This window comes from Acidobacteriota bacterium, assembly GCA_030697165.1.
GTDB lineage: Bacteria > Acidobacteriota > Vicinamibacteria > Vicinamibacterales > UBA2999 > 12-FULL-67-14b.
On the sequence record JAUYQQ010000013.1, the window covers coordinates 57,566 to 71,623 of the forward strand.

Annotated in this window: 11 protein-coding genes; 10 read left to right on the forward strand and 1 reads right to left on the reverse strand. The window is 67.1% G+C overall.

Features of this window, described 5'->3' with window-relative positions:
* Positions 1-4: 4 nt before the first annotated feature.
* On the reverse strand, positions 5-1,777 hold the full coding sequence (locus Q8T13_12985) for an ABC transporter ATP-binding protein (protein ID MDP3718672.1): 1,773 nt from the start codon (positions 1,775-1,777) through the stop codon (positions 5-7).
* A 60-nt stretch (positions 1,778-1,837) separates the two neighbouring features.
* Here Q8T13_12985 and Q8T13_12990 point away from each other — a divergent pair, with 60 nt between their 5' ends.
* From Q8T13_12990 to Q8T13_13035, 10 genes are all read left to right on the forward strand, one after another.
* Positions 1,838-2,323, forward strand: coding sequence for an SRPBCC family protein (locus Q8T13_12990; protein ID MDP3718673.1), 486 nt, complete (start codon positions 1,838-1,840; stop codon positions 2,321-2,323).
* Between the two features lie 11 nt (positions 2,324-2,334).
* Positions 2,335-3,669 (forward strand): MATE family efflux transporter, encoded by a 1,335-nt coding sequence (locus Q8T13_12995; protein ID MDP3718674.1) that lies wholly within the window; start codon positions 2,335-2,337, stop codon positions 3,667-3,669.
* Between the two features lie 121 nt (positions 3,670-3,790).
* Entirely contained in the window at positions 3,791-5,347 is a 1,557-nt protein-coding gene (locus Q8T13_13000; GenBank protein ID MDP3718675.1) for a Re/Si-specific NAD(P)(+) transhydrogenase subunit alpha, read from the forward strand.
* Entirely contained in the window at positions 5,344-6,750 is a 1,407-nt protein-coding gene (gene pntB / locus Q8T13_13005; protein MDP3718676.1) for a Re/Si-specific NAD(P)(+) transhydrogenase subunit beta, read from the forward strand. The genes Q8T13_13000 and pntB overlap by 4 nt, the downstream gene beginning before the upstream one ends.
* 4 nt (positions 6,751-6,754) lie before the next feature.
* Positions 6,755-8,077 carry a YfcC family protein gene (locus Q8T13_13010; protein MDP3718677.1) on the forward strand — a complete coding sequence of 441 codons (1,323 nt, stop codon included), beginning with the start codon at positions 6,755-6,757 and terminating at the stop codon, positions 8,075-8,077.
* A gap of 26 nt (positions 8,078-8,103) precedes the next feature.
* Positions 8,104-9,393, forward strand: a complete 1,290-nt coding sequence (locus tag Q8T13_13015; GenBank protein MDP3718678.1) for a serine hydrolase domain-containing protein — start codon at positions 8,104-8,106, stop codon at positions 9,391-9,393.
* Complete coding sequence (locus tag Q8T13_13020) at positions 9,390-10,610, forward strand: hypothetical protein (GenBank protein MDP3718679.1); 1,221 nt, start codon at positions 9,390-9,392, stop codon at positions 10,608-10,610. The genes Q8T13_13015 and Q8T13_13020 overlap by 4 nt, the downstream gene beginning before the upstream one ends.
* A gap of 2 nt (positions 10,611-10,612) precedes the next feature.
* Complete coding sequence (locus Q8T13_13025; GenBank protein ID MDP3718680.1) at positions 10,613-12,250, forward strand: hypothetical protein; 1,638 nt, start codon at positions 10,613-10,615, stop codon at positions 12,248-12,250.
* 145 nt (positions 12,251-12,395) lie between these two features.
* Positions 12,396-13,184 carry a phosphatase PAP2 family protein gene (locus tag Q8T13_13030; protein ID MDP3718681.1) on the forward strand — a complete coding sequence of 263 codons (789 nt, stop codon included), beginning with the start codon at positions 12,396-12,398 and terminating at the stop codon, positions 13,182-13,184.
* 7 nt (positions 13,185-13,191) lie between these two features.
* Positions 13,192-14,049: a hypothetical protein gene (locus Q8T13_13035; protein ID MDP3718682.1), complete on the forward strand. Its 858-nt coding sequence runs from the start codon at positions 13,192-13,194 to the stop codon at positions 14,047-14,049.
* Positions 14,050-14,058 lie beyond the last annotated feature (9 nt).

Sequence of the window (14,058 nt, forward strand, 5' to 3'; positions counted from 1 at the left end):
TCTGTCATGTCAGCTGGCGGAACCCGGGATCGGCCAGCAGATCCTGGTAGGTGCCGATGGCGGCGACCCGCCCGTCCTTCAAGTAGATCAACTGGTCGCAATCCTTCACGGTTGAGAGCCGGTGGGCGATGGCGATCACCGTCCGCGAGCCGCGCACGGCGGCAATCGCCGCGGTCACCTCGCGTTCGGTCTGGTTGTCGAGCGCCGCGGTCGCCTCATCGAAGAACAGGATCGGCGGGTCGTGATAAAGCGCGCGGGCGATCGCGACACGCTGCCGCTGGCCGCCCGACAGGCGGACGCCGTCTTCGCCGATCACCGTCTCGAGCTTCTGGGGCATCGCCGCCACCACGTCATCCAGCCGCGCCAACGCGATCGCCGCGGCGAGTCGCGCTTCGTCGATGCCACCGTCGGGAATACCAAACGCGATGTTGCGCCTCAGTGAATCGTCCAGGAGATACACGTCCTGCGAGACGTAGCCAAGCTGCCGCTGCCAGGCGCGCTCGCGCCCCTCGAGCGGCGCGCCATCAACCAGCACCCGGCCGGTGGTCGGCGTCAGCAGGCCGAGCAGTACATCGACCAGGGTGCTCTTGCCGGCGCCGGTCGGGCCGACAATGCCTACCGATTGCCCGCGGCGAATGGTCAGCGAGACGCGGTCGAGGGCCAGTGGGCCGTCATCCTCGTAGCAGTACGACACCTCGTCGCAGGCAAGCGTGTCGCGCAGCATCGGCGGCTCCGGCACGAAGGACGCGGCCGACGGCGCGCGCAATGCCCGCATGTCGGCGTCCATCTTCGCCACCCACGGGTGCGCTTCGCGGAGGTAGCCGACGTTCAACATGATCCGATTGGCCGAGGGGATGACGCGGAAGCCGGTGTAGGCGAAGAGTGCCAGCACCGACACCGTATCGCCGCCAGAGGCATGGTCACGCATCACCAGGAAGACGACCAGCAGCATGCTGAACACGAGCGTGGTCTCGACCGCGTGCCGGGCCGCGCTGGCGGCCCACGACCGCCGCTGCTTCACCCGCGACAGGTCGCGCTTCACGTGGCGGAAGCGCTCCTCGAAGAACGGCTGCCGGCCCGACACCTTCACGTCCTTGATCGCGCCCAGGCTTTGCTGCAACACCTGCAGCTGCTGCTGCAGCAGCGTCCGTTCGGTTTCGCCAATTCGCTCCCAGGCGCGGCGGGTCAGGACAATCGGCGCGATCACGACGAGGAGCACGATCGCCACGGCGACGAGCGTGATCGGTGGCGCCGCTGACAGCAGCACCATGGCCAGCGCGGCAATGGTCACCGCCTCGGCCAGGATGTTGACGGCCGAGCCGCCGACCAGTTCGAACGCGATGTCGGAGGCGCGCGTCATCGGCTGGATCAACGACGCCGACGCCCGCGTGACATGGAACCGGTAGTCGGCCGCCAGGTAACGCGCGAGCAGCCGCTCGGCCGCGGCCGCCGACGATCGAAAGATCACGCCCTGGCGGACCCACTCGACCCACGACAGGAAGAGCGCACGCGCCAGATAGAACGCGCCGACGCCGAGCGCCAGCGCCGCAACCATCGAGCGCGGGTCGTCGGCCGGCCACGCCTGCCAGATCCGCGACACCACCGGCGCGGTGCGCACTTGCTCGGGTTCGACGACCAGGCGGAGCAGGCCGAAGGTGGCCAGGGCGCCGGCCGCCTCGATCAGGGCGCTCACGCTGACGAGCGGCACCAGAGTGAGCCACGGCCAGCGTTCGCGGGGCGCGAGCCAGCCGAGCACCGTGCGGACGTCGCGAATCACGCGGCCATCCCGGTCAGCACCGCGTGCACCGCGGGTCCATTTGAAAGCGTCTTAGCAGCGATGGCCCAGTATAGGCTCAAGACCCAGCTGTTCGTGGCGCGCCCCCTGGAGGAGACCTTTGCGTTCTTCGCCGACGCCGGCAACCTGCAGAAGCTGACGCCGCCGTGGTTGAGTTTTCGCATCCGGACGCCACAGCCAATCACGATGCGGCCCGGCACGCTGATCGACTACTTGATCGTGGTGCGGGGGTGGCCGGTGCCCTGGCGCACACGGATCAGCGACTGGACCCCGCCGGCCGGCTTCGTGGATGAACAGCTGTGGGGGCCGTACTGGAAGTGGCATCACACGCATGACTTCAGCCGCGTCGATGGCGGCACGCTGGTCACCGATACGGTGCTCTACTCGCCGATCGGCGGCGCGGTGATGCAAAGGCTGATGGTCAGGCGCGACCTCGAACGCATCTTCACGTATCGCCAGCACGCCATCCTCGAGCAGTTCAACGTCGACTCGCTCGAGCCCATCGCCGTCAGCATCGAGCGGATATAATTCCTGCGACCGTGCAGGACCTCACCACCGGCTCGCTCACCGGGCACCTTCTCAAGACCACCAGCTTCATGCTCGTCAGCATGGTTTTCCAGACGCTCTACGTCCTGGTGGACCTGTTTTGGGTGGGACGCCTCGGCACCGACGCGGTGGCGGCGGTCGGCATCAGCGCCAACCTGTCGTTCGTCGTGCTGGCCCTCTCGCAGATGCTCGGTGTCGGCACGACCACCGTGGTCTCGCACGCGGCGGGCCGCAAGGAACACACCCAGGCGACCTACCTGTTCAACCAGTCGCAGGTGTTGTCGATGGCCGCCGGTCTCGTGTTCCTGGCGGTGGCGATGTACTACCGCACGGCCTACGCCGCCGCGCTCAGTGCCGATGTCACCATGCAGGCGCAAACCGAGGAATACCTGCTGTGGTTCATCCCGGCCATGGCGTTGCAGTTCGCGATGGTGGCCATGGGGGCGGCGCTGCGAGGCACGGGTAACTTCAAACCTGGCATGTACGTGCAGACCGGCACGGTGGTGCTGAACATGGTGCTCACCCCAATCCTGATTTTCGGGTGGGGACCGATCGGCGCCTACGGGATCGGGGGCGCGGCGCTGTCAACCTTGATCGCGGTGGCGATTGGCGTCATCTGGATCTCGTTCTACTTCCTCAACCGCGATGCCTACCTGCACTTCCGCCTCGCCGACTGGGTGCCGGCGTTTCCGGTGTGGGGGCGAATGCTCAAGATCGGCCTGCCGGCAGGCGCGGAGTTCGCGATGATGGCCATCTACATGGTGGTGGTCTATTCGATTACGCGGCCCTTTGGCGCCGCCGCACAAGCCGGCTTTGGCATCGGCCTGCGGATTGTGCAGTCGGCATTCCTGCCGGTGGTGGCGCTCGGATTTGCCGTGGCCCCGGTCGCAGGCCAGAACTTCGGTGCCGGCAAGGGGCAGCGCGTGCGCCAGGCGTTCACGGTCGCGGCGTCGATGGCGGGGGGCGTGATGCTGGCGTCCGGCGTGGCGGTCTACCTGGCGGCGACGCCGTTGATGGGGCTGTTCAGCGCCGACCCGGAGGTCATCCGCGTCGGCGTCGAGTACCTGCACATCGTGACGATCAACTTCGTCGCCTCGGGCATCACGTTTGTCTCGGCGAGCATGTTCCAGGCCATGGGTAACACCCTGCCGTCGCTGGCCACGTCGTTCCTGCGGCTGATGGTCGGGATTGTCCCCGCGGCGGTCCTGTCGTCACGGCCCGAGTTTGCGCTGACCTGGATCTGGTGGCTGACGGTGCTGTCCACCCTGCTCCAAATGGCGCTGAACCTCGTCCTGCTGCAGCGCGAGTTCCGGTTGAAGCTCGCCTAGCGAGATCAAGGGACACGAGATCAAGAGACAACAGGAGATAAGGAGTTCAGGAGTCAATTAAGGTTGCTCCTGATCTCTTGATCTCCTGTTACGACTTACTACCTATATAATTGCCACGCACATGAAGCTCGCTGTACCGAAAGAATGCCGCCCCGGCGAACGCCGCGTGGCGGTCACCCCTGAAAACGTCGCGAAACTCGTGAAGCTGGGCTTCAGCGTGGCCGTCGAACACGACGCCGGCGCCGGCGCCTCCTTCGGAGACGATGACTATGCTGCGGCCGGCGCCGAGGTCATCACCGGCACGCGCGCCATCTGGCAGGCCGGCGACATCGTGCTCAAGGTGCAGCCGCCCGCGGCGCACCCCGAGTTGGGCGTGCACGAGGCCGAGCTCCTCCGCGAGGGCGGCACGCTCATCAGCTTCCTCTATCCCGGCAAGAACACCGACATCATCGAGCGGCTGGCGGCGCGCAAGGCAACGGCGATCGCGGTCGACCAGATTCCCCGCATCAGCCGCGCACAGAAGATGGACGCGCTGTCGTCGATGGCCAACATCGCCGGCTACCGCGCGGTGGTCGAGGCGGCCAGCTTCTACGGGCGGTTCTTCACCGGCCAGATGACGGCCGCCGGCCGCGTCGCGCCCGCGAAGGTGCTGGTGATCGGCGCCGGTGTCGCCGGGCTCGCCGCGATCGGCGCGGCGCGCGGCATGGGCGCGATCGTGCGCGCCTTCGACACGCGGCCAACGGTCAAAGAGCAAGTCAAGAGCATGGGCGCCGAGTTCATCGAGCTCAACGTCCAGGAAGACGGCGAGGGCACCGGCGGCTACGCCAAGGAGATGAGCCCGGCCTTCATCAAGGCCGAAATGGCGATGTTTGCCGCGCAGGCGCGCGAAGTCGACATCATCATCACCACGGCACTGATTCCCAATCGGCCCGCTCCCATCCTGATCACCGAGGAAATGGTGCAGGGGATGAAAAAGGGATCGGTCATCGTCGATCTGGCCGCCGAGAACGGCGGTAACTGCGCGCTGACCGAGCCCGGCCAGGTGGTGCAGAAGTACGGCGTCCACATCCTGGGCTACACCGACCTGCCGAGCCGTCTCGCGCCAACCGCGAGCTTCCTGTTCGGGAACAACCTGACGCACCTGCTGGCGGACCTCGGCGGCGCGAGCCACTTCCACCTCGATCTGGCGGACGAAGTGGTGCGTGGCGCCCTGGTGCTGCGTGACGGCGAGTTGCTGTGGCCGCCGCCGGCACGGCCGCCGCTCCCATTGCCTCCGGAACCCAAGGTGGTGGCCCCGCCGGCCGCCGCACAAGCGGCGAAGGCGCCGGCGTCGGCCGGCGTGGCCGGTCCGGTGTTCGCCTTGATCGCCGCGGTTGCACTCGTCGGCCTCGGCCTGGTCGCACCGCCGGCATTTCTCACGCACCTGACCGTGTTCGCGCTGTCGGTGGTGATTGGCTGGCAGGTGGTGTGGAATGTCACGCCGGCCCTGCACACGCCGCTGATGAGCGTCACCAACGCCATCAGCGGGATCATCGTGCTGGGCGGCATGTTGCAGTTGAACGGTCCGCTGACCTCGCCGGTGGTGCTCGTCGGCGCCGCGGCCATCCTCCTCGCCACCATCAACATCGTCGGCGGCTTCATGGTGACGCAGCGGATGCTCAGGATGTTCAGACGATGATTACGCTTCCTGAGACGCTCGTGACCATTGCCTACCTCGTGGCGGGCATCCTGTTCATCCAGAGCCTCGGCGGGTTGTCGAAGCAGGAATCGGCGCGCCGCGGCAACCTGTTCGGCATTCTGGGCATGGCGCTGGCGGTCGGCGTCACGGCGTTCGGTCCGCACGCCGGCAATTACGCGATCCTGATCGGCGCGCTGGTCGTCGGCGGCGGCATCGGCGCCGCGATGGCCGCGCGGGTCGAGATGACCGACATGCCGCAACTGGTGGCCATGCTCCACAGCTTCGTCGGCCTGGCCGCGGTGCTGGTCGGGTTTGGCGGCACCCTCGATCCGGCCAACGTGCTGGTGGGGGTCGAGGCCACCATCCATGCGGTCGAAACCTACGTCGGCGTGTTTGTCGGCGCGATCACCTTCACCGGCTCGGTGATCGCGTTCGGCAAGCTGCAGGGCCTGATCGGCAGCAAACCGCTGCTGCTGCCGGCGCGCCACGTGCTCAACCTGGTGGCGCTCGTCGCCTGCGTGTTCCTCGGATACCAGTTCGTCACGGCCGATCACGCCGCGGCGCTGCAGCCGCTGATCATTGCCACCGTGATCGCGTCATTGCTGGGTATTCACCTGGTGATGGCGATTGGCGGCGCCGACATGCCGGTGGTGGTGTCGATGCTCAACAGCTACTCCGGCTGGGCGGCGGCCTCGATGGGCTTCATGCTCGGCAACGACCTGCTGATCATCACCGGCGCGCTGGTGGGTTCGAGCGGCGCGATCCTGAGCTACATCATGTGTCACGCGATGAACCGCTCGTTCATCAGCGTGATCCTCGGCGGCTTCGGCGCCGAAGAGGGCAAGGCCCCGGCCGCGGGCGGGCAGCCCGCCGGCGAGGTCAAGAGCATCACTGCCGAAGAGACGGCGGAGTTGCTGCGCGACGCCAAGAGCGTGGTGGTGGTGCCCGGCTACGGCATGGCCGTGGCGCAGGCACAGCACCCGATGTACGAGGTCACCCAGATTCTTCGCGGCAAGGGCGCCAACGTGCGCTTTGCCATCCACCCGGTGGCCGGCCGCCTGCCAGGGCACATGAACGTGCTGCTGGCCGAGGCCAAGGTGCCGTACGACATCGTGCTCGAGATGGAAGAGATCAACCACGACTTCCCCAGCACCGACGTCGTGATCGTGTGCGGCGCCAACGACATCGTGAACCCTGGTGCGCTCGATGATCCGTCGAGCCCGATTTTCGGCATGCCAATCCTGGAAGTGTGGAAGGCCAAGACCTGCATCGTGATGAAGCGCGGCATGGCCAGCGGCTACGCGGGTGTCGACAACCCGCTGTTCTACAAGGACAACACCCAGATGTTGTTCGGCGACGCCAAGAAAATGATCGACGCGGTCCTGGCCGAACTCAAGAAGTAACCCCATGATGCGGCTTCAACTCCCGCATCCCTTCGTCCTGCTCCTCGGCGCGGTCGGTATTGCCGCCGCGCTCACCTGGCTCATCCCCGCCGGCGAGTACCAGCGGCGCACCGATGCCGACACCGGGCGCACGGTGGTGATCGCCGGCACCTACGCGGCCGTGGACGCTGCGCCGGTCGGCCCGATGGCCGCGGTGCTCGCCGTGCCGCGCGGCATCATCGCCGGTGCCGACGTCATCCTCACCATTCTTTTCGTCGGCGGAACCTTCGCTCTGCTGGACGCGACCGGGGCCCTGGCCCGCCTGGTCGGCGCGCTCGTCGGTGCCACCCGCCGTCCCCGCACCATCGTCGTGGCCGTGAGCCTTGGCTTCGCCACGCTCGGCGCGCTCGAGAACATGCAGGAGGAGATCGTCGCGCTCGCGCCGGTGCTGATCCTGCTCAGCCGTGGGCTCGGGTTCGGCAACGTCACCGCCGTGGCCATGAGCATCGGGGCCGCCGCCGTCGGGGCCGCCTTCGGTCCCACCAATCCGTTCCAGACCGGCATTGCCCTTCGCTTCGCCGAGTTGCCGCCGATGACCATTCCGGCCATTCGCTTCGGCCTGATGGCGGCCGCGGTCGCGACGTGGATCGCCTGGACGCTGGCGATGGCGTCGCGCGATGACGTCAAGGGCGAGGTGCGGGCCGTCAGCACCGAGCCGGCCACGCGCCGCGACGCTGTGCTGCTGGCGCTGGTGCTGCTGCCCTTCGTCCCGTACGTCTACGGCGTATTGCAGCTCGACTGGGGATTCAACGAACTGTCGGCCCTGTTCCTCGTGGCGGGCTTCGCCGTCGGGCTCGTCTCCGGCCGCGACCTGACGGCGACGACGACGGGATTTCTCAAGGGGATGGAGGCCATGCTGGCGGCGGGGCTGTTCGTCGGGGTGGCCCGGGCCATCAGCGTCGTGATGACCGATGGCCGCATCATTGACACCATCCTTTACTCGCTGGCCGTGCCGCTCGCACAGTTTCCCGGGACCATGGCGACGCTGCTGATGGTGCCGATGCACGCGGTGCTGCACATGGCCGTGCCCTCGGTGAGCGGCCAGGCCGTGTTGACCATGCCGATCATGGCGCCGCTGTCGGATCTGCTCGGGGTGTCGCGCGACGCGGCCGTGATTGCCTACCAAACCGGCGCCGGTCTGTCCGACATGCTGGTGCCCACCAACGGTGCGGTATTGGCCGTGCTGCTCGGCGCGGGCGTGCCCTACGGACGCTGGCTGCGCTTTGCGGTCCCGGGCGCGGTGCTGGTCGGCGTGATTGGCGTGATCGGCATCATCCTGTCGGCGTAGAATCGCGAACGAACAGGGGCTACCCAATGAACAGCATCCGAATCATCATCGCGCTCGTGTTGTCGGCGCTCGTTCTGTTGCCGTCCACCGCTTCCCTGCAGTCACAGACCGACAAACCTGAAGGTTTGTCGCCACAAGCGGGTGGCGGGCTGGCCGCCGAGCGCATGGCCGTGATCGACAGCGGCCTGCAACGCTATGTCGACGACAACCGCGTCGCCGGCATCGTCGCGCTCGTGCTGCAGGACGGTAAGCCGGTGTACGAGAAGGCGTTCGGCTGGGCCGACAAGGAAGCCGGCCGGCGGATGACGACCGACACGATCTTCCGCATCGCGTCGCAGACCAAGGCGCTGACGAGCGTCGCGATCATGCAGTTGATTGAGGAGGGCCGGCTGACGCCCGGGCGGCGGGCCGGCGACTTCATCCCGACCTTCGCCAGGACCACCGTGGCCACGGGCAAGACAGGCGAGACGCTCGTGACTGAGCCGGCGCACCGGCCGATCACGATTCGCGATCTGCTCACTCACACCGCCGGCATCTCTTACGGCACCGATCCCCTCGTGGCGGACCTGTATCAGGCCAAGGGCCTGGGACCGGCCGCGGGCTTCGGCTGGTACACGGCCGACAAGGACGAGCCCGTGTGCGCCACCATGGAGCGGCTCGGCACGCTGCCGTTTGTCGCTCAGCCGGGCGAGCGGTGGGTGTACGGCTACAACACCGACATCCTCGGCTGCATCGTCGAGAAGGTGTCGGGGATGCCGCTCGACGAGTACCTGCGCACGCGCATCATCACGCCGCTCGGCATGAAGGACACGGCGTTCTTCGTGCCGGCCGCCGACCGCAGCCGGCTGGCGGCGGTCTACGCGAGCCGCGACGGCGGCGTCGTGCGCGCGCCGGATGGGGCGCGCGGCCAGGGCCACTATGCCGACGGTCCGCGCAAGAACTTCGCCGGCGGCGCGGGCCTCGTCTCGACGGCGCGCGACTACGCGCGCTTCCTGGAGGCGATCCGCCTGGGCGGCACGGTCGACGGGGTTCGCGTGCTGTCGCCGCGCAGTGTTCGCCTGATGGCCACCAACCAGGTGGGCACGCTGCACTCGGCGAGCGGGCTCGGGTTTGGCCTGGGCTTCGGGACGACCGATCGGTTTGGCGCCAGTGGGATGCAGAGCGAAGGCTCGTTCGGCTGGGGCGGCGCGTATGGCTCCGTCTACAGGATCGATCCAGAGGAGAAGCTGGTGATGGTCCTGATGCTGCAGTTGATCCCGAACAGCAGCGACATCCGCGAGGCATTCCCCAACCTCGTGTATCAAGCCGTGCCATGAGCGTGTTCGCCGATCAGCCGCTCACGCGCGCGTATAATCAACCCTCGATGTCTCGAGCCACGGCATTTCTCCTCGTATCCCTGCTGCTCGGTTCGCCGGCGTACGGACAAACGACCCGGGTCGAGACGATTGCCGATCAGCAGGCTGAGAAGGCCAAGAAGCTGGAACCCGAAGGGCCGTCCGACGGGGAGTTGATCGTGCGGCGGGTGCTGTTGTCGCCGCTGCTCAGCGGCGGTGGCGGCGCCTACCCCTGGTTTGGCAGCGTGTTCGGCGGCTCGGGCATGGCGGTCGGCGCCGGCTACCTCAAGCGCTTCGAGAAGTCCGGCTCGCTCAACTTCCTGGCCGGCATCTCCATCAACAATTCGCAGGTGCTCGAGACCCGGGTCGTCGCACCGGCGTTGTTTCGTGACCGGCTGCAAATCGGCGCCCAGGCGCGCTGGACCGATGCGAAGGGAGTGTCGTACTACGGCGTGGGACCCACGACGGATCGCGAGGCCGACTTCGAGTACGACTACCAGCCGACCGAGTTCAGCACCGATGCGACGTTCAAGCCGGTGCGGTGGCTGTCGTTTGGCGGCGGCTACTCGTACGTCGATCTCACGACCGCGGTTAAAGACTTCGACCTCGCGGCCCTGCCCGCGCCGGGAATCGGGCGTGACCTGCGCTACAACGTCATCCGCTCCGAGGTGGCGGTCGACACGCGCACCTCGCCTGGCTACAGCACGCGCGGCGGGCTCTACCGCGTCGCGTGGGAGCGGCACGAAGAGCGCCACGATCTCCCCTTCTCATTTGATGCGCACGAATACGAAGTGCGGCAGCTCGTGCCGCTGGTCCGCGAGCAGTTCGTGATCGCGATCCGCGGGTTGATGACGCTGACGAGCTCGGACCCCGGCAACGTGGTCCCGGTTCCGCTCGCGCCGTTCCTCGGCAGCGGCAGCACGCTGCGCGGCTTCCCGACCCGTCGCTTCACCGACCGCAATCGCGTGCTCGTGACCGGCGAGTACCGCTGGCGGCCCTCGCGGTACCTCGACATGGCGATCTTCGTGGACTCGGGGCAGGTGGCACCCGACCGGCACCAGTTCCGGCTCAGTGACTTCGAGACCAACTACGGCATCGGGGCGCGCTTTCACGGCCCGCTGTTCACCGCGCTTCGGGTCGAATATGCGCGCGGGCGCGAAGGCCGGAGCATCATTTTCGCAGGGAGCCAGGTCTTCTAGCCATGGTGACGCGTCGCCTCACACTATCGTTACTGGCCGCGGTCGCCATCACCTGGACCGCGAGCGCCCAGTCGCGCCGGTTTTTTCCGGACGATCCGATCTGGCGCGAGCCGATCACGCAGGACGTGAAGAACGCGAACCGCTACGAGCCTGACCTGGCTTACCAGACACTGGAGAACCTGTTCTGGCGTCCCGGCGACTCCGAGACCGGGCAGCGCGCGAAGAACATCAACACCGTGGACGAGGTGCCCGACGGCCCGTTCTTCGTAAACCGCGCCGGGCGCGCGCCGCTGACACCGGCCATCGTGGCACGGGGCGCGAACACCAGCGAGGGTCCCGCGGCTGGGCCGTGGACGGTGGTGTCGGCCAAGAGTGATGGCGTGACGCCCGGTTTCACCATTCGCGACGCCGCCGGCCAGGTGTGGTTCGTCAAGTTCGATCCGCCCGGCTGGCGCGCCATGGCGACGGGCAGCGAGATTGTCGCGGCCAAGCTGTTCTGGGCGGCCGGCTACCACACCGCCGAATACCACATTGCGCAACTGAAGCCGGCGAACCTGGTGATCGGCAAGGACACGAAGATCACGCCGCGGGGCGAGATGGCCCGGTCGATGCACCAGGGCGACATCGCGTGGCTGCTGTCACGCGCCGATCGTGACCCCGACGGCACCTACCGGGTGATCCTCAGCAGGGCGACACCGGGCCGCCCGGTGGGACGCATTGCCTTTCACGGCACGCGAGCAGACGACCCGAACGACACCATCCCGCACGAGCATCGCCGCGAGTTGCGTGGCTACTTCGTGTTCGCGGCGTGGCTGAACCACGTCGATGCGAAGGGCATCAATTCCCTCTCGTCGCTCGTCACCGAGAACGGGCGCAGCTTCATTCGCCATTACCTGCTCGACTTCGGCTCGGCGCTGGGCAGCGCCGCGGTCGGGCCGCGGGAAGGCTGGGAGGGCTACGAGGCCCTGGTTGAAGAACCCGGCGAAATCGGCCGGCGTGCGCTGTCGTTCGGCTTCCGGATTCCGCAGTGGCGCACGCAGGACTACTTTGAGTCGCCGGCGATCGGCCGGTTGCCCAGGGACCACGCGCAGTGGGATCCGCAAACCTGGTGGCCGCACATCACCAACGCGGCGTTCAGGCACATGCGCGCGGACGATACGTTCTGGGCGGCGAGCAAGCTGGTGTCGATCACCGACGACATGATCACGGCCGCGGTCGCCGAAGCGAAGTTCGGCGATCCGGCATCCGAGGCCTTCCTCGCAAAGGCGATTGCCGACCGGCGGCTGCGCATCCTGCAGACGTTCCTGCCGAAGGTCAATCCCCTCGTGGACGTGGCGCTCGACGCCGGGGGCCGGCTGACCTTCCGCAACCTCGCGGTCGATGCCGCGGTGGCGGATCGCGTACCCGGCTATCGCGCCGTCTGGTACACCTTCGACAACGCAACTGACACGGCGACGCTGGTGGCCAACACCGAAGAGACGCAGAGCCCGCTCCCCATGCCTGAAATGCCGGCCTCGGAGTTCATCAAGGTGGACATTTCGGCGGTAGGCGGTCCGGAAGCGTGGACCCGCCCGATTTCGGTGTATTTCCGCAGGAATGGCGGGGCGTGGACCCTGGTCGGCCTCGAACGACTACCCTGACGGCGGTAACGGCCGATACTCTTTTGAGGGGTCAAAATCGTGTCGGACCATGGTTCCATGCGATACTGAAGCACCCGTTTCGACAACTGAGACGAAAGTCTTCTTGATGAATTTCTTGCGTCTTGCCGTGTGTTCCATCTTCTCCGTGGCTATCGCTGTGCCCGCGTTCGCGCAGGACGCGACGCCAGCCGAGAGTGCCCGCGTGGAATCGCCGGGCGCCGGGCAGTTGCCCCGCCCTGGCCAACCGCTGCCACCCGAGATGGTCTTGCCTCGCACCACCGAGCTGGAGTCGGGAAACTTCTTCAAGCTGGTCGGCAGCGACTTCAAGAACTTCTTCAGCAGCGATACCGCGCACGTGATGGCGTACACCTCGGTGGCCGCGATTGGCGCGGCCCCATGGGACCGCGAGGGCATCAACAACGGCTTCAACATTCCGACGACCGTCTTCCAGTCCGGCAACCTGATGGGGAGCTTCGCTTTCCAGGTCGGCATCGGCGCGGCAGGCTACGCCGTCGGTCGCGTCTCCGGGAAGGGCAAGCTGGCCAGGGTGGGCCGCGATGTGGTCCGCGCGCAGATCCTCTCGCAGGGCATCGCCCAGGTCACGAAGTTCTCGGTCGGCCGCAAGCGGCCGGACGGCAGCAACAGCCAGTCCTTCCCGTCAGGACACGCCGCCAGCGCCTTCGCCACCGCCTCAGTTCTGCACCGTCACTACGGCTGGAAGGCCGGCGTGCCGGCCTTTGCGTTCGGATCGTACGTAGCGCTGGCGAGGATGTCCTGGAACAAGCACCACGCCACTGATGTCGTGATGGGCGCCGGTCTCGGCATCGCCTCGGCTCGCACCGTGACCATGAGCGTCGCCGGCACCAGGTTCAACATGGGCGTGCAGCCGCAAGTGGGCGGCGCGTCCATCAACTTCACCAAAATCAATAAGTAGCCCCCCCATGAGCAGGACCGACGCGCGCGTCGTGCTCCTCCTCGTGGTCGCGATACTGGTCTGCGGTCCGGCGTTCGCGCAACCCGCGGCCGCGCCGGCCGCCACTCCGGTCGCCACGCCGGCCCTCTCGGTTGCCGAGATCCGGCAGTTCCTGCTCACCGCGAAGATCACGCGCTCGCGCGACATCGGCAAGGGCGTCACCAGCCCCAAGCGCCTGACCCTGACCAACGGCACGATCACGCACGACGCCGCCTTCCAGGCGGTGGACGAGCGGCAGAGCATGGCCAACCTGTCGGGTGGCGGGCGGCGGCCCACCGTCGAGATGAACTTCGTCGACTCCTACCGCTACAACCTCGGCGCCTATGGATTGTCGCAGTTGCTGGGCCTCGAGGCGATGATGCCCGTGCACGTGGAGCGTCGCTGGAATGGCAAGATTGGCTCGCTCAGCTGGTGGGTCGACACCCTGATGGAAGAAGGCGAGCGCCTGAAGAAGAAGATCCAGCCGCCCAACGCCACCGACTGGAATCACCAGATGTATCGGATGCGGGTGTTCGCGGCGCTCACCCGCGACACCGATCGCAATCTCGGCAACGTGCTCATCACGCACCAGTGGAAGGTGATGATGATCGACTTTACCCGCGCGTTCCGACTGCAGACCGACTTGCGCTACCCGGAGGACCTGACCAAGATCGATCGGACGCTGCTGCCCCGCCTGGAGGCGCTCACGAAAGACGGCATCAAGCAGGCCGTGGATGATCAGCTCACCGGGCCCGAGATCGACGCCGTCCTCAAGCGGCGCGACGCCATCGTCGGCCACTTCAGGAAGCTGATCGCCGACCTCGGCGAAAGCGCCGTTCTGTATTAGGCCAACGGG